This window comes from Bacillus sp. XT-2, assembly GCF_025696525.1.
Taxonomy (GTDB): domain Bacteria; phylum Bacillota; class Bacilli; order Bacillales; family Bacillaceae; genus Bacillus; species Bacillus halotolerans.
Genome location: NZ_JAHVOC010000003.1, coordinates 127011 through 145665, shown reverse-complemented (window position 1 = coordinate 145665; position 18655 = coordinate 127011). Strand labels below are relative to the sequence as shown.

The window sequence follows — 18655 nt, the reverse complement described above, 5'->3', positions numbered from 1 at the left end:
GAGGGGAAGCGCCAATGCGAAACACAGAAGACATTCTCTGTAAGATGCTGTTAGCACAATTGCAGTCCATAGGATTTTTCAAGGAAAATAAGCCCCAGCCGATGCTGCAGAATTTCTATGGCAGATGGTTTGAGGAGAGCCTAGCGATTTTGGAGCGGCATGGTTTTCTTCAACAAATGGCAAATGGATACGCCGTAACCCGCTCAACAGAGGACATAAATGAATTGTGGAACGAATGGGATGAAAAAAAAGCAGACTTGCTTCAAGACAGTAACATGAAAGCCATGGTGGTGTTAGTAGAGACTGCACTTAAAGCCTTGCCGGATATTCTGACCGGCAAGGCATCTGCCACCGATATCCTTTTTCCGAACTCATCTATGGAATTAGTGGAAGGAATCTATAAAAACAATCAAGTCGCAGACTATTTTAACGATGTGCTGGCAGACACCTTGGCTGCCTTTATGCAGGAGCGTCTAAAGCAAGAGCCTGAAGCAAGGATTCGTATACTAGAAATCGGAGCAGGAACAGGCGGCACAAGCGCTGCGGTTTTTCAAAAAATGAAAGCCTATCAGTCGCATATAAAAGAATATTGCTATACAGATCTCTCCAAAGCGTTTTTACTGCATGCGGAAAAAATGTACGGTCCGGACAACCCTTATTTGACGTATAAGGTATTTAATGTGGAAGAGCCGGCGGCTGAACAACATATAGAAGCGGGCGGATATGATGTGGTTGTCGCTGCAAATGTGCTTCATGCGACGAAAAATATCCGGCAGACATTGAGAAATGCCAAAGCGGTTTTGAAGAAAAACGGCCTGCTCCTTCTGAATGAGATTAATGACCATAATGTGTATTCACACCTGACCTTTGGCTTATTAGAGGGCTGGTGGCTGTATGAAGATCCTGATCTGCGTATCCCGGGCTGCCCCGGTTTATATCCAGACTCTTGGAAAATGGTGCTTGAGAGTGAGGGCTTTCGTTATGTTTCCTTTATGGCTGAACAATCACATCAGCTCGGCCAGCAGATCATTGCAGCGGAAAGTGACGGAATCGTCCGTCAAAAAACGCGAACAGAAAAACCAGCAGAAGAAATTATAGATTACCATCTAGGTGAACATCATTCTCAAACGAAGGATAGTGATGAGGATAATCTTCTTGAACAAACGACACAATTTGTGAAACATACGTTAGCAAAATCAATAAAACTATCACCGGAGCGTATACATGCAGAAACAACGTTTGAGAAGTATGGAATCGATTCTATTTTGCAGGTGAATTTTATTCGTGAGTTAGAAAAACTGACGGGTGAGCTTCCGAAAACAATTTTATTTGAACACAGCAATACGAAAGAACTCGTCGATTTTCTGATAAAGGAGCATGAAGAGAAGCTGCGGACATCACTGCTGAAAGAAAAATCACAGCCCGCAAATAAAGAAACTTCTATTCAAGCGAAGCCAGTAAAATCTGAACAGCCGTTTACATATCAAACGCGCCGTTTTAGCGGAGACCAGCAGCTAATTAAAACTCAGCAAGCAAAGGCGAATCCAAAATCAGAAACCGAAACAGCGAAAAACGTAAAGGCACTCCCTTCTCATAGAACCACACCAAATCATTACGGCACAGAAGATATTGCAATTATCGGCATAAGCGGACGTTATCCGATGTCTGAAAACGTAGAAGAGCTCTGGGAGCATTTAATAGCTGGGGATAATTGTATTACAGAGGCTCCGCAATCAAGATGGCGGACATCTTTAGTAAACACTTTGTCGAAAGAATCATTACAATCGTCAGATAAGAAGCGCTACGGCGGATTTTTAAAAGACGTACATGCGTTTGATCATCATCTTTTTGAAGCGGATCAGAATCAAGTAATGGAAATGACGCCGGAACTTCGTTTATTTTTAGAAACCGTCTGGGAAACATTTGAGGACGGCGGCTATTCTCAAATCCGATTAAATGAACTGCAGGACAACGGAACGGGAGTAGGTGTCTTTGTTGGAAACATGTATAATCAGTATTTTTGGAATATCCCTTCATTAGAACAAGCGGTGCTGAGCTCTAATGGCGGAGACTGGCATATTGCAAATCGCGTTTCTCATTTTTTTAACCTGACAGGACCAAGTCTGGCTGTCAGCTCCGCATGCTCCAGTTCATTAAACGCAATCCATCTTGCATGTGAGAGTTTGAAACTGAAAAACTGTTCGATGGCAATAGCCGGCGGTGTCAATTTAACATTGGATCTCTCTAAATATGATGCGCTGGAGCGCGCAAATCTTTTAGGGAACGGAAATCAAAGCAAGAGCTTTGGCACAGGAAGCGGGCTTATTCCGGGTGAAGGCGTCGGAGCCGTCCTGCTAAAACCGCTCTCTAAAGCGATAGAAGATCACGACCATATTTATGCCGTCATCAAAAGCAGCTTTGCCAATCATAGCGGAGGAAGGCAGATGTATACAGCGCCAGATCCGAAGCAGCAAGCTGCATTAATCTCCAAGTCCATTCAGCAATCCGGCATTGATCCGGAAACAATCGGCTATATAGAATCTGCGGCAAATGGTTCAGCGTTAGGTGACCCGATTGAAGTAATCGCACTATCTAATGCATTTCAACAGTATACAAATAAGAAACAGTTTTGTGCGATAGGCTCTGTAAAATCGAATCTTGGACATTTGGAGGCGGCTTCCGGCATTTCTCAGCTCACGAAAGTTCTGTTGCAGATGAAAAATGGGACGCTTGTGCCGACGATTAATGCCGCCCCTGTCAATCCAAATATTAACCTGGAAAACACAGCATTTTATCTGCAAAAACGAACGGAGCCGTGGCAGCGGTTAAAAGATCCCGATACAGGAAAGCATCTGCCCAGAAGAAGCATGATTAATTCTTTCGGAGCGGGAGGGGCCTATGCGAATCTCATTATAGAAGAATTTATCGGCGCTGTAACTGAGCAGCAACATCCAGTGCCTCACCAGCAGGAATATCTGGCCGTTTTTTCTGCGAAAACGAAATGGAGCCTGCTCAGCTATCTTGAAAAACTGCGAGTGTTTTTAGAAAAAAAACCATCTTCTTCTATTGGAGCAGTTGTACGCTCACTGCACAGGATCAACCATGACTTAGAACATCGGGCTGCATTTTCGGTATCGTCGACGCAGGAATTGATTGAAAAACTAAAGATTTTCCAAAAAACAAAAGAAAGCTCACTCCAAGATGGTATCTATACATCCTTTGATTTACAATCAGATGCGATTTCTACAAATGCAGGGTCAGCCCATGAAGAAACAAGCTTAACCGCACAGCAATGGGCTGCGGGGGCTTCGATTTATTTTGACCATATACATCAAGGGAATGAAACTGGCTGGATCAATCTGCCTCACTATGCATTTGACCATCAAACAGTCTTTCAATTCGGTGCCCTGCCTCATGAAGAAGGGAAAAGGCATGATGAGCAAACGGTTAATCATCCGCTGATACAAGATTCATTCGTATACGATGAGCCTTACGTTCAAGGCCATGTGTTCAACAAAGAACGGGTGCTCGTCGGTGCAACCTATGCAAGTCTTGCGATTGACGCATTTTTTGAAATGTTTCCTGAGGAAATCAGCGGCCGTATCAGTAAATTAAGTTATCTAAACCCTGTTGTCATAAACCAAGGGCAAACAATTGAAGTGAAAGCTGATCCTCTTCAGAAAGATCATGCAATCGATTTGCAAATCATGTATCGTGAGCGGGCATCTGAAACTTGGAAGCCTGCCGCAATCGGGCAATGCCAAAAAGATCATTTTGAAACAAAAAAAGTAAACATCGAAAGCGTAAAACGTTCGTTAACAGAGCTGGATCATATTGACCAAATGTATCAAACCATCGACGGCGGCGCTGAGTGGGGAGACTTATATAAAACCATCACTCATCTGTACAGAGGCAATAATTCAATCCTTGCAAAAGTGCGTTTGTCTCAAAACGGCATGGCAAATGCGCATCATTACACTGTCAGCCCATTGATTACAAACAGTGCTTACCTGGCAATTCTCAGTTTCACAGAACAATTAGACATAGAGGGGCATTTCTTGCCATTTGGAATCAACGATATTCAATTCACAAAAAATAAAATAAGAGAAGATTGCTGGCTTTTGATTACTTTGGTTAAGAATACCGGTGAAATGCTGCTGTTTGACATAGATGTGATGAATGAAGCGTCAGAAACGGTGATGCGCTATTCAGGTTACTCTTTAAAGCAATTCCGCTTAACAGATCGAGGAAGCAAAGAGGAAAATCAGGAAGTTCAAATACACGATATAAGAGACCGTATTCGAAGCTATATCACAGATAAACTGGCTGATAAGGCGGCCAATCCATCAAAACTGTCTCTTGCAAAAGTTCATATCATGGATTTGGGGATCGATTCTTCCCAATTGATTGCGTTGACAAGAGAGCTGGAATCAGCGACAAAGATTGAGCTAAATCCTACATTGTTTTTTGAATATCCGACTCTTCAAGAACTGGCCGACTTTTTTGCCGAGAAACATGAAAAATCCTTTGTTCAATTGTTTGGAGGGGTCAAGCAACAGCAGAAATCCCCGAATATAAAAGAAAATAAAATAATGCAAATGCAAACCTATGAAAGAAAGACGGATGAAACAAAAGAATATACGGCAGACGGTATAGCCATTATCGGCATGTCAGGGCAGTTTCCAAAAGCAAACAATGTAACGGAATTTTGGGATAACCTGGTTCATGGGAGGAATTGTATTTCTGAAGTGCCGGAAGAACGCTGGGATTGGCGAAAATATACCGAAAATACTGATGGGAAGCAGTCAAGCCTTCAATGGGGCGGGTTTATAGAAGGCATAGGTGAGTTTGACCCGCTGTTTTTCGGCATTTCACCGAAAGAAGCAGCGACAATGGATCCCCAGGAGTTTCTGCTTTTGACACATGCGTGGAAGGCGATGGAAGACGCCGGTATAACAGGCCAAGCCTTATCCAGCTGCCCGACAGGAGTTTTTGTCGCAGCCGGCAATACCGATGCGGCTGTGATTCCTTCCTTAATGCCAAACCGTATTTCCTATGCACTGAATGTAAAAGGGCCAAGTGAATATTATGAGGCTGCCTGTTCCTCAGCTCTTGTCGCTTTGCACAGAGCGATTCAATCCATTCGAAACGGCGAATGTGAGCAAGCCATTGTTGGCGCTGTGAACCTTCTGCTCTCACCAAAGGGCTTTATCGGCTTTGATTCAATGGGATATTTGAGTGCGGAAGGAAAAGCCAAGTCCTTTCAAGCAGAGGCGAATGGATTTGTTCGAAGTGAAGGTGCAGGGGTTCTCATCATTAAACCTTTACAAAAAGCCATTGAAGACTCTGATCATATTTATTCTGTCATTAAAGGGACAGGTGTATCGCATGGCGGCAGGGGAATGTCACTGCACGCGCCTAATCCGATCGGAATGAAGGATGCGATGAAGAAGGCTTATCAAGGGTCGCAAGTTGATCCGAAAACGGTGACTTATATAGAAGCGCACGGGATCGCCTCGCCAGTGGCTGACGTTATAGAAGTGGAAGCGTTGAAATCGGGATACAGACAGCTCGAATCGGAGCATTCACCCCAATTGCAAGGAGAAATGCCATGTTACATCAGCAGCTTAAAGCCGAGCATCGGGCATGGAGAACTGGTCTCAGGCATGGCTGCTCTTATGAAAGTCAGCATGGCGATGCAGCATAAAACAATACCTGGTATTCCCGGTTTTGATTCATTGAATGATCAGGTGTCAATAAAGGAAACGCGTTTCCGGATGATTGACAGAAACCAGCAGTGGGAAGAAATACAGGATGATGCAGGCAGAACGATACCACGCAGAGCAAGCATTAATAGCTATGGTTTTGGAGGAATAAACGCGCACATCATCTTAGAAGAATATGTTCCTTCTCATACAGAACCAGCAATTGAACATACAGATGAGCCGCACATTGTGGTGCTTTCTGCAAAAAACCAAGACAGACTAAGAGCCGTTGTTCAACAGATGCTTGACTATGTAAAACAGCAAAAAGAACTGTCTTTACAAAATTACGCTTACACACTTCAAGTCGGACGAGAAGAGATGAGTGACCGGATGGCCTTGATCATCCGCAGTAAGGATGAACTCGTACTCGGATTGGAAGAGTACTTAACAGCTGCGGAAAAAGCCGAAAAGCCGAAAAGCACTGTACCTTGCTTTATCGGAAATTCAGAAGAAGGCTTGTCAGATATCGGCGCCTTGCTTGAGGGAACATTGGGCGATATCGTGATGCAGACACTATTGTCTGAAAACCATCTTGAAAAGATCGCGTTTTGCTGGGCAAAAGGAGTGCAAATTCCATGGGAGCAGCTTCATCGAGGAAAAGGTGCGCGGAGAATATCATTGCCCGCCTATCCGTTTGAAAAAAGAAATTGCTGGAATGGCTTTCTGTCACCAGAAATAGCACCTGCTTTTTCAAATGCTGAGATTCCCCTTCACAAAAGAAACGATATTCAAATGATATCTGATGTGTTGGGCATGACGCCTGAAGAATTAAATCCTCAAAAGGCATTACAAGATTACGGGTTTGATTCTATCGTTTGTATACAGTTATTGCAGCAATTGCAAGCAGAAGCTGGCCTGTCAATCAGCCTGGCAGAGCTGCAAACGTGTCAAACCGTGCAGAATATGGTGGACTTGATAGCAACGAAACGGGAAAACACAGTACAAGACCAGTCAGTCCAGACTGTCAGCCGGTCATTTCCGGAATTGATACCGTTAAATGATGGCAAGCGGGGGCGCCCTGTATTTTGGTTTCATGGAGGAGTAGGCGGTGTAGAAATCTATACGCCATTTGCGAAGAAAAGCCAGCGTCCTTTTTACGGCATTCAAGCCAGGGGCTTTATGACAAATCATGCTCCTTTACACGGAATTGAACAAATGGCTTCCTATTATATAGACATTATGCGAGCCGTACAGCCGGAAGGCCCTTATGATGTAGGCGGATATTCCTTAGGCGGACTGCTCGCATATGAAGTAACACGCCAGCTGCAAAGGCAGGGGCTTGCTGTAAAAAGCATGGTCATGATTGATTCCCCTTACAGTCCTGGACGTGAACAAAATGAGCCTTCTGTAAAAACGTCAATGCTTCAAACGATAAATACGATGCTGGCATCTATTGTTCAGCCGGAAAAGCTTACAGACGTTCTCATCAGCCGTGAAGAGGTAGATGTTGACAGAGAGGAAGAGGAATTTTTAACTGAACTGATTGGTTTAGCAAGAAAGCGGGGATTAAACAAACCAGAGAAGAGAATACGGACTCAGCTTAACCAAATGGTCAAAACTCAGCATGCTTATGAATTTGAGGCGTACACTGTGCAGCCGCTTGTGGATCCTGAAGCGGTAAAATGTTATTATTTCCGCAATAAAAGCAGGTCATTCCTTGGAGACTTGGACATTTACTTTGCCATTTCAAATGAAAAAATACCGTTGGATGATACTGCCTACTGGGAGGAATGGGAGCGGCAAATCCCTCAATTCCATCTGGTGGATGTCGATTCCAGCAATCACATGATGATGTTAACAGAATCTAAAGCGTCCAGCGCCATGCTGGAGTTTTGTGAAAAACTATACTCAAACAGAGGCGTAGTAAACGCGAATTTCCTTAAGGCTTTTCGCAAAAAACATGAAGCCAGCGAAGAAAACGCTGATGAATTGGTAAAGCGCTGAGGAAATTTAAAATCCCCCTTTAAAAGGGGGATTTTTATCTGCTGGAAGAAATCAGCTGAGGTGTGAAAGTGAATCTTTCCTTGCAAGTGAGACTGGAAGACTTTCTAATCCTCTTAAAAAAGCATTTTTTCTCCATTTCAACTCTTCTGGCGTTACCGTAAGTTCAATTTGCGGAAATCGTTTCAGCAGTGCGTTAAACGCAATTTGCCCTTCCAATCTTGCCAGCGGCGCTCCTAAACAGAAGTGTATCCCAAAGCCGAAAGAGATATGCCGATTAGGTGTTCTGGTTATATCGAATGTTTCTGGATTTTCAAATCGTTCAGGATCTCGATTGGCAGAACCGATTCCTATAAAAATCATGTCTCCCTTTTTGATAGAATGGCCTTGGTAGGAGAAGTCTTCAATGGCCCACCGATTTGCCATCATAACGACAGGGGAGGTGTAGCGCAGCAATTCTTCAACGGCTGTATCTATCATTTCAGGATGCAGTTTCAGTTTCTCTAATTCTTCCTTGTGCTGAAGCAATGCAAGGGTGCCAGATCCGATTAAGTTAACCGTCGTTTCAAGTCCTGCTACCACCAAAAGGAACAGCATAGAGTAAAGTTCTTTTTCACTTAACGTTTGGCCGTCTTCTTCAGCATGCACAAGTTTACTGATCAAATCGTCTTTTGGCTGTATTCTTCTTTCATGAATTAACTTGCCAACATAGTCTTTAAACTCCCGAAGAGCCTGATTGGTCAGTTCTCGGTTGGCCTCTGAAGTATCAACCATGGCATTGGTCCATATTTGAAACTGTGCCCGATCCTCTTTCGGTATGCCCATCATTTCAGAAATCACGATAAACGGTAACGGAGAGGCAAAGGATGCCATAAAGTCTGTTTCATTCTCTTTTTCCATTTCATCTAACAATCGTTCAGTAATTTGTTCGATGCTGATGCGTAGATTTTCAATGGCGCGGGGGGTAAATGCTTGGTGAACCAGTGACCTTAAACGAGTATGGTCAGGTGTGTCTTTTGCCAGCATATGATCTGATACGAAATCAACGTCTTCACTGACATTGAGCATTTCAATTTGTTCTTTGCTCATTACATTTTTAACGTCTCTTGTAATTCGGTTGTCTTTAAGAAATGCCATGCAATCATCGTAACGGGTGATTAACCACGCCGGATATGTACTTCCAAAACGGTGTAATTCGAATCGATGAATGGGTGCGTGTTCTCTAAAACGGCCTAAAACTGAAAAGGGGTTTTCATGAAACTCTTTAGCATGCGGATGAAACATCAAATTTTCCATTTTCCATTCTCCTCGCCTAATAGATTAAGACAGATGCATTTATTCAGTTTAGACCAGATGTAAAAGAAAGCTTTGCGCAATCTGTATAACAGAATCCCATTGGAAACGACAACCTGTTATGTCTAAAACTATATATCTATTTTAGGTGCCGTTCAATAGTTTTGGGACGAAAATATCGGCTTGCGGGTAAGGAAATGATTCCATGCAAAAAAGCGCCTTTGGGGCAATTTCAAAGGCGCTGTATTCTTTCGACCAGGTGAAAGTTTCTTCATTTGTTTTGTACATCAATAGTATATACCGCACGATCTGTCAGTACCTTCAATCCGCCATTTTCTTGGTGAATGTGAATATCCCCTAATAAAGGAATTTCATAAGCGTTCTGCGGAAGCGGTACGTCTCCAGCTTCAGTAAAGGTTGTTCCTTCGCCTTCCAGGACGAGTTCGTCATTTGCAACGTAGTCGTCAGGGTGGTTTGCGCTGCGTATGCCCACTTTTTGAAGGTGAAGAACAATCTGATCCAAATCTGAAATCTCGTCTTGGTTATTGGTCAGTTCGCCTTTTCTAATATCAAGCGTCTGGCCGATCCGCTCTCTCAACCATTCAGAAAGCTCAGTGTTGTTGAGTGCCATCAGTCATTCCTCCTTTTGATCTATACTGTAACTATTCCCAATTGTTTTATGTTTTACACTCTGCTGGGATATACCGGCTTATGTATGCTAAAAAACACTGCTGACCCTTTAACGAACCAGCAGTGTTCACGAAGATCATGAAATCTTATTCACCAGGAATAGCTTTCTCAGCATTGATTGCTCCGGCACCGTAAATATTCGGGTCTTCGCCTGTCCATTTATCAGCCCCATTTTTAAGCAGCTCTTTCACTTCGTCCGGCGTAAGATCTGGATTTTGCTGGAGTATTAAGGCGGCGATTCCCGCACAGATCGGCGTTGCCATTGATGTCCCCGACATTGTAAAATAATGAGACCCTACACGGCTTGATTTTTGCAGCTTATCGATATATGAATTCGGTGAGCGAAGGGAAATGATGTTTACGCCCGGTGCTAAAATATCGGGCTTTTCTTTCCCGTATACAGTCGGTCCGCGGCTTGAGAAAGAAGCAACTGTATCATCTTCGCTGCTTACTGTATTGTTATCGTCAAACGCGCCGACAGTAATGACTTTTTCGCTTACACCAGGGCTTGAAATTGTCTGCGGATCAGGGCCTGAATTTCCGGCAGCAACACAGACGACAATCCCGGCGTTCCAAGCTTCTTCAACTGCTTTGACTAATGGATCTTCCAGTTCATTGTCATAACGCAGCGCATCGCCGCCAAGGGACATGCTGATAATATCAATTGGTTCATCCGGATTGTCCTCATTATATTGAATACACCATTCGACGCCTTCAATAATGTCCGCTAACGTGCCTGAACCTTGTTTGTTCAGCACTTTTACTCCGATTAAATTGGCTTCCGGTGCAGGGCCGCGGTAACGGCCGGAAGACGACGCGCCGCTGCTTGCGACATCACCTGCGCAGTGTGTGCCATGTCCATTATCATCATACGGCTCTGTTTTTTGGTTTACCATATCGGCAAATCCAATAATTCTTCCCTCTAAGTCAGGGTGCGGGTAGATTCCTGTATCGACTACTGCGACTGTAACGCCTTTACCGGTTAAGGTTTGCCCGCTTCTGACGACTTCCTTTGCATGGCTTGCTTCGGCTGCTGTGTCAAGAAGCGCTTTGACTTCGCGGTTTAAATACACTTTGCGAATATCGCTGCATTCAGAAAGAAGAGAATGCAATGCTGAAGGGGTAACCTCTGCGCTGCAGCAATTGATTTTGTTAAAACGGTTTTTTAGCTTGCTGCGTTTTTCTTTTTGTAAAACCCGTCCCGCCATTTGAAAGCCGGCCTCATGGCAGCCTTCCTCGAATTCAATGATGACCGACATTTTTTTTCTGTTTTTTAATTTTGTTTCAAAAAACTGATGTAAAAAGCAAGGAGTCCACTTGAAGGGCTTGTAGAGCTGCAAGACGCTTTCACGCAATGGCCAATCAAGCTTATGAGCGTTTGCTCTCACCATTTGTACCATAGAGTAGCCAAACATAGATTTTCCTCCTATTATGAAGTTCTCTGTATACTCTATGAGTGGATCATATGTTTGGTAAGTTTGTTTGTCCTTTAGAGGAGGCGGACAAGAGTTTGTTTTTATGAATCTTTTGAATCTGATACGAAAGAATCATGTGTACTGTTAATCATTGGGTATTGAAAAAGAACGTTTGTTCGTATTATCATTTATATATATCAAACAGGAGGAGCGATAATCGTATGAATATCTTCTTACGCCGGTCTTTGGAAGATCAGATACCAATCAGCATTATATATATGAAGAAAGACGGCACCATAACAAAAAGAACGATTATCGTCAGGCAGAAAAGCAAAACACAAATTAAAGCTTTTTGTTTTACGAACCATCAGATCAGAACGTTTTTATTAGACTCTATCCTCTCCTGTGACTTTGTGCGAACAAGGAAGCAAGAACCCCGGTTCGCAGGACTATAACAGGCCGTCCGCTTCAGCATCCCGGACAGCCTGGTTTTTAGTAAAACCTTCCTTATTCCTCTATACATTTAATTACCAAGTGAGGTTATTCCTACCTTTTTCGTTTTTCCTCTCAATCTTTTTTCACTGATATTTGAATATAACCGCTGATAAATGTGACATTCAATTGATTTTTTGAAACCGGGAACTTTTTCACTGATGATATGGTGTATACAATGGTAAGATAAAACCTATTGACTATACCTCATATAATGAACCTTGCCATTCTTGTGAAAGGAGTTTAACATGAGAAGATTTTTACTAAATGTCATATTAGTCTTAGCCATAGTCTTATTCATAAGATATGTTCATTACTCATTAGAACCTGAACCATCCAACCAGCCGGATACATATTCAAATTTCAGCAGTCTGGCAGAGAATGAGGACCCTGCTGATTATGATATTTCTTATCAAGAGAAAAAAGGGAGCAAAGTTTTAATCATGTCTCCGCACGGCGGAAGAATTGAAGGCGGAGTAAGTGAGCTTGTGCGTTATTTCAACGATGACTACTCGACTTACCTGTTTGAGGGCTTAAAGTCACATGGTAATCAAACGCTGCACATTACAAGCACCAACTTTGATGAGCCATTGGCTGAAGAGAAGATCAAGGAGCACCAGTACGTTGTCGCTTTTCACGGATATAAAGGAGAAAAGAAAAATACACTTGTCGGAGGAACAGACCGTAAGCGGGCGAAAATGATTGTCAGAGCTCTTGAAAAAAGAGGGTTTTCCGCTGAATTAGCGTCCTCTCAAAGCGGCCTTGCAGGATTAAGTGCAGATAACATTAATAACCAGGGGGAAACCGGGCTGAGTATCCAGCTGGAAATCAGCCGTGAACAGAGAGAAGCCTTTTTTGATGATTTTTACTATAAAGATAGGAAATACACGAAAACCAGTGAATTCTACTCTTATGTCCGGGCGATAAAACATGTACTTGAAAAAGAATATTCCTAATAAGCAAATCAGAGGACAAAATCAAGGAAGATCAGTAGACTGAAATGGAATCCATTGAAGGAGGCAATCAAATGGCAGATCATCATTTTTATTTAAAAGCGAATTGGCCGGGAAAACGCAATGATGTCGGCACAATCGAAAGCGGGAATCTCATCACGTCTATTTCTATTCCTAAAGAAATGGACGGACCGGGGGAGGGGACCAACCCGGATGAAATGCTTCTCGGGGCAGCGGCAACCTGTTATATTATTACGCTTGCTGCTATGATGGAAAGAAGCGGACTGGAAAAAGAAGATCTGCAGATGGAATCAGAAGGCATAGTCGATGTGACAAGAGGGATCTTTACATACAAAAAAATCATTCACCGCCCCGCAGTAGTCCTCAGACACGATGCCTCAGAAGAAGACGTTGCGTTAGCCCACAAGCTTTGTGAAAAAGCGGAGTCTTCCTGCATGATCTCACGAGCCATTCAAGGAAACGTCGAACTGCAGCTGGAAGCTTCTGTAAAAATATCGGAGCAATCATAAAAAAGCAGACGGTCACTGACAGGCCGTCTGCTTTTTTTCTTTATTAGGGGCTTTTGACTGATTTAACAGCACAACGCCTGCAATAACGAGTGTCAGCCCAAATATACCCTTCAAGCTGATGGTTTCGCCAAAAAGCAAAAAACCGACTACAGCTGTAAGCGCCGTCCCGATACCGGACCAAGTGGCGTAAGCGCTTGATAAGTCTATGGTTCTTAAAGAAAAGCTTAAAAACGTGAAGGCGGACAGAAATCCGGCAGCCACTCCGATAATAGGCCAGAATTGCGTAAAGCCTTCGGAGAGTTTGAGCATTGTGCTCCCAAATACCTCAGATAATATGGCAAGAGCCAAATAAAGAAATCCTCTCATATACAACACTCCCTTACTGCCAATTAAGCAGCACAACACCTGAAATTAATAGAGCAATCCCAATAAGTCCTTTTACATTCAGTTTTTCCTTGAAAAATTTCGCACCGATAACGGCCGTCAGCACCGTACCCACGCCGCTCCATGTCGCATATGAAAGGCTTAGAGGGATGCGGTTTAAGGTAAGCGACAGCATATAAAAGGCAAGGGAATAACCAATCACGACCAATGCACTCGGCTTCCACTTTTTGAAGCCGTCAGACACTTTCAGCATGGCCGCTCCGATTGATTCTGAGCATATGGCAATTGTGAGGAATAAGTAACCGATCATCATCGTAATCCTCCTCACTCAAAATATGATAAATGTTAGGTAATGAAAAGATCATCAGCTAGAAAAATATTAGTGCAAACCTATGTATGAGTCAAGAGATTCATTTCAACTCAGATTCGGGGGATAAAAAAGACCCCTTTTATAAGGGGTCTGCCGGGTTTAGTAGTAATATGGGTACGGGGGATAAGGATATCCGCCATAAAAATAAGGGTTAAATAAAGCACTTCCTACAAGTCCGCCTACCAGCCCGCCAAAAAAAGGTCCTCCGTAAAATCCAAACGGCCGTCCAAAGCCATAGCCAAACCCAGGTCTTCCAAATCCAAAACCTGGCCGTCCAAACCCGTAGCCGAACCCTGGTCTGCCAAAGATTCTTGCATCATTTTCGTCAATGAAATATTCCGCTTCGTTCATTTTTTCTTTCCTCCAATAATAAAGTGTAGATGATGCAGTGTATTCAGCCTACCCAAATTTGATTGGGCGTTCAGCTGAAAAAGAAGGAGAGTGAATTGATTGGGCCTGTATCAGTCTGACTGGGCCATGGCGCCGCCTCACGTACATGCTTATCGTGCTAAAACAACCAGTGAACAGGGGCATTATCATATCATTGAAGGTTTTACTCAGCCGGCAAACGGAACGAATACGGATCGCCATACACACTACTTCACTGGGATTACTTCGTTTGAAAATGGTCATTTCCACCGCTATTACGGGATCTCGGGCCCTGCCATTCCCAGGGCTGACGGCACACATTATCACAAAATTGAAGAAAACACTTATCTCGCTTATAACGAGCCGATTCAGATCCGTTACGGAGGCGTAGTGTACGATCCCCGAAATAACAGCAGAAAAACGCATCGCCATCATTTGAAAGGCAAGACACGGGAAATTGTCGGAAATGAGCCTCTTGGCTGGTAGAAGAAATGTTTACTGCTGCAAAAAAAGGGCAAAATGGATAGGTGGTTATATATGATGAGTGCTATAATGGGGGGAGATTTGTAAAAGAGAGTGATACATAGTGAAAAATAACAAACAGCCCGTTGTCATATTAGTCGGACCAACGGCAGTGGGGAAAACCAATTTAAGCATTCAGCTTGCTAAGGCTTTGAACGCGGAAATTATAAGCGGAGATTCCATGCAGGTTTATAAAGGAATGGACATCGGGACAGCTAAAATCTCTGAACAGGAGACAGAAGGTGTGCCGCATCATCTGATTGACATTCTAGACCCGGCAGATTCTTTTTCCACCGCGGATTATCAAGGCTTGGTCAGAAATAAAATCAGCGAGATCGCAAAAAAAGGAAAGCTTCCGATGATTGTAGGCGGTACGGGGCTTTACATTCAATCCGTCCTTTACGATTATACCTTTACGGAAGAGGCGAACGATCCGGCGTTTCGGGAAGAAATGCAGAAGGCTGCGTCGCAGGAGGGGGCTGAATTCCTTCATGCTAAGCTGGCTGTGGCTGATCCGGAAGCAGCAAAAGCGATTCATCCGAATAATACAAGAAGAGTGATTCGCGCGCTGGAGATTTTACATACATCTGGTAAAACGATGTCCCAGCATTTAAAAGAGCAAAAGCGGGAGCTGCTGTACAATGCTGTATTAATCGGGCTTACAATGGACAGAGACACGCTTTACGACAGGATTAATCAGCGAGTCGATCTGATGATGGAAGCCGGACTTCTTCCGGAAGTGAAACAGCTCTACGACCGAAAATTGAGAGACTGTCAATCGATACAGGCGATCGGCTACAAGGAGCTGTACGCATATTTTGACGGATTTGTGACACTTTCTGAGGCTGTCGAGCAATTAAAACAAAACTCCAGACGGTATGCGAAACGCCAGCTGACGTGGTTTCGCAACAAAATGCCGGTTGACTGGTTCGATATGACCCCGCCTGTTGATATGGAGCTGAAAAAAAAGGAAATTTTCACATATATAGCAGGAAAACTGCAACTTTAATCGAAACTGTATGATATAGAGAATCAAGGAGGACGAAACATGAAACCGATTAATATTCAGGATCAGTTTTTGAATCAAATCCGCAAAGAAAATACGTATGTCACTGTTTTTTTACTGAACGGCTTTCAATTGCGCGGCCAGGTGAAAGGCTTTGATAACTTTACCGTATTGCTAGAATCGGAAGGTAAGCAGCAGCTTATATATAAACATGCGATCTCGACTTTTGCACCGCAAAAAAACGTCCAGCTTGAATTAGAATAGACCATAAAGATAAAACGAAATAGAAGAACCTCGGGCTTTCAGTCCGAGGTTTTTTGTGTCGCAGAAATTCCTATAGAGATTACAAAAAATATAGGAAATTGGTTATTTGTGTAAAACCCCTATTGTTGTACAATGATTTGTGATCATGCTGGAAAGGGGAGAGGAGAATGATTCACAAACGAAAACGTGCCATATCATGCGGTCTGGTGTTTTTCTTAACATTGCTGTTTGTCACGCTGCCGGTATCTAAAACTTGGGCTGCAAGCGTAAATGGCACGCTGATGCAGTACTTTGAATGGTACCTGCCTAATGACGGACAACATTGGAAACGCTTGCAAGAAGATGCGGGGCATTTATCTGAAATTGGAATCACTGCTGTATGGATTCCGCCTGCATACAAAGGAACGAGTCAATCTGACAATGGATATGGCCCATATGATTTGTACGATTTAGGAGAATTTCAGCAAAAAGGGACGATGCGCACAAAATACGGCACAAAACCGGAGCTTCAGTCAGCGATCAGCTCCCTGCATTCGCAAAACATTCAAGTATACGGTGATGTTGTTTTGAATCATAAGGCAGGCGCGGATGCAACGGAAGATGTAACCGCGGTCGAAGTGAATCCAAACGATAGAAATCAGGAAACATCAGGAGAGTATCAAATAAAAGCATGGACAGGCTTTCATTACCCGGGCCGCGGAAGCACGTACAGCGATTTTAAGTGGCATTGGTACCATTTCGACGGAGCGGATTGGGACGAATCCCGAAAGCTGAACCGCATCTATAAGTTTCGAGGGGATGGAAAGGCATGGGATTGGGAAGTATCAAGGGAAAACGGCAACTACGATTATTTGATGTATGCAGACGTTGACTATGATCATCCGGATGTTGTCGCAGAAACGAAAAGATGGGGTACCTGGTATGCAAACGAGCTTCAACTCGACGGTTTTCGGCTCGACGCTGTTAAACATATTAAATTTTCTTTTCTGAGTGATTGGGTAAAGGCAGTCAGACAATCAACAGGAAAGGAAATGTTTACAGTTGCAGAGTATTGGCAAAATAACCTGAACGAGCTCGAAAACTATTTGAATAAAACTGATTTTAAGCAATCTGTTTTTGATGTCCCGCTTCACTATCATTTGCAGGCTGCATCCTCACAGGGGGGCGGCTATGATATGAGACATTTGCTGGATGGCACTGTCGTATCGAAGCATCCGATGCAAGCGGTAACATTTGTGGAAAATCATGATACACAGCCGGGGCAATCATTGGAGTCGACTGTACAAACATGGTTTAAGCCCCTCGCTTATGCCTTCATTTTAACAAGAGAGGCTGGTTACCCGCAGGTTTTCTATGGAGATATGTATGGAACAAAGGGTTCATCGTCAAGGGAAATTCCGTCGCTCAAAAATAAAATAGAACCCATTTTAAAAGCGCGTAAACATTATGCATACGGGACCCAGCATGATTATTTTGACCATGAGGATGTGATTGGCTGGACGAGGGAAGGTGATCAATCGGCCGCCCAATCAGGATTGGCTGCATTAATCACAGACGGTCCTGGCGGGTCAAAGAGGATGTACGTCGGAAAGCAAAATGCCGGCGAGGCATGGTATGACATTACTGGGAACCGCTCCGATCCTGTTACAATTCATTCTGATGGATGGGGAGAGTTTCATGTAAACGGAGGTTCAGTATCCATTTATGTACAGAAGCAAGAAAGGGAGGGGCTAAAAGGCTAACACAGCAGCCTCTCTTGTTTTTTATCTTGCGTGGTCTTTTTTATAATGAGAACATAAGAAGGGGGAAAGTGTATATAATGTAAAAAATTTGAACGTGAGAGGAGTGAACGAATGTTTTCTGAATCTGAAGCGGAGTTGAGACGAATCAGAATTGCACTTGTCTGGATTGCTGTGTTCTTATTGTTTGGTGCGTGCGGGAGAGATGAAACAGTGATTGAAACAGATAGCGGAGATTCTTATGAAACGCCCCAGCCAAGTTCATTTCCGCTCGAAAATAATCATTTTGGAATCGTAAATGACGGCAATATAGAAATTTATGAGTATAATGAGGCTGATAACAAGGTAAAGCTTAAAAAAGCGTTTCCGTCTGATGAGCTTGAATAAAATTCACAAGCATGGAATTTTACAAAGCAGACGCAGATCGCTAAACTGAATACTGACACAGAACATACAGAGGGTGAAATGATGAAGCATAAGATTATTGTCAATCACTGGGAAGAAATCTGTGAAGACGATTCCTGCTATGAATATGGAACGAGTATTATTGTTAATGGAAAAGAATTAATCAGAGAAGCCTCAATTATAAGCGCGTTGAAGGCAGTTTTAGAAGAAATCGGCGCTGATGCAGAAATAGAAGAAACAGTCGAAAGCGAAAAATGCTGTGACAGTATAAGAAAAAAAAATCTAGACTACTAAGCAGTTTTTTTTCATGTTATGATATACATCGGCTTAAAAACGACACTTCGAGTAGGATGAGAGATGATTCTCGTTCTGCTCTCTTTTTTGGGCCCTGATGAGGGTGCCAGAGAGAAAATATGAATTTTTTATTAAAACGAATCTATATATTGTGTTTTTACCAGAGGGTAGTATACTATATATAGTGTTAGTGGTTGAGAGATTCATATTTTTTGATAGGTCG

16 protein-coding genes are annotated in these 18655 nt (G+C 43.2%); 10 read left to right on the top strand and 6 right to left on the bottom strand.

What is annotated here, in order from left to right; genetic code table 11:
- Positions 1-14 precede the first annotated feature (14 nt).
- A complete protein-coding gene (locus KXD37_RS10730) occupies positions 15-7709 on the top strand; it encodes a beta-ketoacyl synthase N-terminal-like domain-containing protein (RefSeq protein ID WP_263463521.1) in 7695 nt (2564 codons plus the stop codon).
- Between the two features lie 51 nt (positions 7710-7760).
- Here KXD37_RS10730 and KXD37_RS10725 read toward each other — a convergent pair whose 3' ends face one another.
- The 3 genes from KXD37_RS10725 to KXD37_RS10715 all read right to left on the bottom strand — a co-directional run bounded on the left by KXD37_RS10725 (position 7761) and on the right by KXD37_RS10715 (position 11104).
- Complete coding sequence (locus tag KXD37_RS10725; RefSeq protein ID WP_024121483.1) at positions 7761-9002, bottom strand: cytochrome P450 family protein; 1242 nt, start codon at positions 9000-9002, stop codon at positions 7761-7763.
- 268 nt (positions 9003-9270) lie between these two features.
- Positions 9271-9630: a hypothetical protein gene (locus KXD37_RS10720; protein WP_024121485.1), complete on the bottom strand. Its 360-nt coding sequence runs from the start codon at positions 9628-9630 to the stop codon at positions 9271-9273.
- A 145-nt stretch (positions 9631-9775) separates the two neighbouring features.
- Positions 9776-11104, bottom strand: a complete 1329-nt coding sequence (locus tag KXD37_RS10715; RefSeq protein WP_106020794.1) for a S8 family peptidase — start codon at positions 11102-11104, stop codon at positions 9776-9778.
- A gap of 221 nt (positions 11105-11325) precedes the next feature.
- Here KXD37_RS10715 and KXD37_RS10710 point away from each other — a divergent pair, with 221 nt between their 5' ends.
- The 3 genes from KXD37_RS10710 (at position 11326) to KXD37_RS10700 (ending at position 13079) form a co-directional block, all read left to right on the top strand.
- Positions 11326-11559 carry a hypothetical protein gene (locus tag KXD37_RS10710; protein ID WP_024121487.1) on the top strand — a complete coding sequence of 78 codons (234 nt, stop codon included), beginning with the start codon at positions 11326-11328 and terminating at the stop codon, positions 11557-11559.
- Between the two features lie 285 nt (positions 11560-11844).
- Positions 11845-12552 (top strand): poly-gamma-glutamate hydrolase family protein, encoded by a 708-nt coding sequence (locus tag KXD37_RS10705; protein ID WP_106020797.1) that lies wholly within the window; start codon positions 11845-11847, stop codon positions 12550-12552.
- Between the two features lie 71 nt (positions 12553-12623).
- The gene (locus KXD37_RS10700; RefSeq protein WP_101863296.1) at positions 12624-13079 is read left to right on the top strand and encodes an OsmC family protein; all 456 of its coding nucleotides are present in this window, start codon (positions 12624-12626) and stop codon (positions 13077-13079) included.
- Between the two features lie 12 nt (positions 13080-13091).
- Here the strand turns inward: KXD37_RS10700 and KXD37_RS10695 are convergent, their stop codons facing one another.
- The 3 genes from KXD37_RS10695 to KXD37_RS10685 form a co-directional block, all read right to left on the bottom strand.
- Positions 13092-13445, bottom strand: coding sequence for a DMT family transporter (locus tag KXD37_RS10695; RefSeq protein ID WP_024121490.1), 354 nt, complete (start codon positions 13443-13445; stop codon positions 13092-13094).
- A gap of 13 nt (positions 13446-13458) precedes the next feature.
- Complete coding sequence (gene ebrA, locus KXD37_RS10690; RefSeq protein WP_024121491.1) at positions 13459-13776, bottom strand: multidrug efflux SMR transporter subunit EbrA; 318 nt, start codon at positions 13774-13776, stop codon at positions 13459-13461.
- Positions 13777-13932: 156 nt separating this feature from the next.
- Positions 13933-14184, bottom strand: coding sequence for a hypothetical protein (locus KXD37_RS10685; RefSeq protein WP_263463520.1), 252 nt, complete (start codon positions 14182-14184; stop codon positions 13933-13935).
- A gap of 126 nt (positions 14185-14310) precedes the next feature.
- Here KXD37_RS10685 and KXD37_RS10680 point away from each other — a divergent pair, with 126 nt between their 5' ends.
- From KXD37_RS10680 to KXD37_RS10655, 6 genes are all read left to right on the top strand, one after another.
- Positions 14311-14688: a YmaF family protein gene (locus tag KXD37_RS10680; RefSeq protein ID WP_240671154.1), complete on the top strand. Its 378-nt coding sequence runs from the start codon at positions 14311-14313 to the stop codon at positions 14686-14688.
- A 100-nt stretch (positions 14689-14788) separates the two neighbouring features.
- Positions 14789-15733: a tRNA (adenosine(37)-N6)-dimethylallyltransferase MiaA gene (gene miaA / locus KXD37_RS10675; RefSeq protein WP_254518243.1), complete on the top strand. Its 945-nt coding sequence runs from the start codon at positions 14789-14791 to the stop codon at positions 15731-15733.
- A 39-nt stretch (positions 15734-15772) separates the two neighbouring features.
- Positions 15773-15994: an RNA chaperone Hfq gene (hfq, locus tag KXD37_RS10670; protein ID WP_003221097.1), complete on the top strand. Its 222-nt coding sequence runs from the start codon at positions 15773-15775 to the stop codon at positions 15992-15994.
- Between the two features lie 167 nt (positions 15995-16161).
- A complete protein-coding gene (gene amyS / locus KXD37_RS10665; protein WP_127695160.1) occupies positions 16162-17736 on the top strand; it encodes an alpha-amylase in 1575 nt (524 codons plus the stop codon).
- 111 nt (positions 17737-17847) lie between these two features.
- Entirely contained in the window at positions 17848-18120 is a 273-nt protein-coding gene (locus KXD37_RS10660) for a YmzC family protein (RefSeq protein ID WP_024121496.1), read from the top strand.
- 81 nt (positions 18121-18201) lie between these two features.
- Positions 18202-18432, top strand: a complete 231-nt coding sequence (locus KXD37_RS10655; protein ID WP_024121497.1) for a hypothetical protein — start codon at positions 18202-18204, stop codon at positions 18430-18432.
- Positions 18433-18655 lie beyond the last annotated feature (223 nt).

Coding starts and splice junctions, on each gene's coding strand:
- KXD37_RS10730 (WP_263463521.1), top strand. CDS start 15: ATGCGAAACACAGAAGACATTCTCTGTAAGATGCTGTTAGCACAATTG.
- KXD37_RS10725 (WP_024121483.1), bottom strand. CDS start 9,002: ATGGAAAATTTGATGTTTCATCCGCATGCTAAAGAGTTTCATGAAAAC.
- KXD37_RS10720 (WP_024121485.1), bottom strand. CDS start 9,630: ATGGCACTCAACAACACTGAGCTTTCTGAATGGTTGAGAGAGCGGATC.
- KXD37_RS10715 (WP_106020794.1), bottom strand. CDS start 11,104: ATGTTTGGCTACTCTATGGTACAAATGGTGAGAGCAAACGCTCATAAG.
- KXD37_RS10710 (WP_024121487.1), top strand. CDS start 11,326: ATGAATATCTTCTTACGCCGGTCTTTGGAAGATCAGATACCAATCAGC.
- KXD37_RS10705 (WP_106020797.1), top strand. CDS start 11,845: ATGAGAAGATTTTTACTAAATGTCATATTAGTCTTAGCCATAGTCTTA.
- KXD37_RS10700 (WP_101863296.1), top strand. CDS start 12,624: ATGGCAGATCATCATTTTTATTTAAAAGCGAATTGGCCGGGAAAACGC.
- KXD37_RS10695 (WP_024121490.1), bottom strand. CDS start 13,445: ATGAGAGGATTTCTTTATTTGGCTCTTGCCATATTATCTGAGGTATTT.
- ebrA (WP_024121491.1), bottom strand. CDS start 13,776: ATGATGATCGGTTACTTATTCCTCACAATTGCCATATGCTCAGAATCA.
- KXD37_RS10685 (WP_263463520.1), bottom strand. CDS start 14,184: ATGAACGAAGCGGAATATTTCATTGACGAAAATGATGCAAGAATCTTT.
- KXD37_RS10680 (WP_240671154.1), top strand. CDS start 14,311: ATGGCGCCGCCTCACGTACATGCTTATCGTGCTAAAACAACCAGTGAA.
- hfq (WP_003221097.1), top strand. CDS start 15,773: ATGAAACCGATTAATATTCAGGATCAGTTTTTGAATCAAATCCGCAAA.
- amyS (WP_127695160.1), top strand. CDS start 16,162: ATGATTCACAAACGAAAACGTGCCATATCATGCGGTCTGGTGTTTTTC.
- KXD37_RS10660 (WP_024121496.1), top strand. CDS start 17,848: ATGTTTTCTGAATCTGAAGCGGAGTTGAGACGAATCAGAATTGCACTT.
- KXD37_RS10655 (WP_024121497.1), top strand. CDS start 18,202: ATGAAGCATAAGATTATTGTCAATCACTGGGAAGAAATCTGTGAAGAC.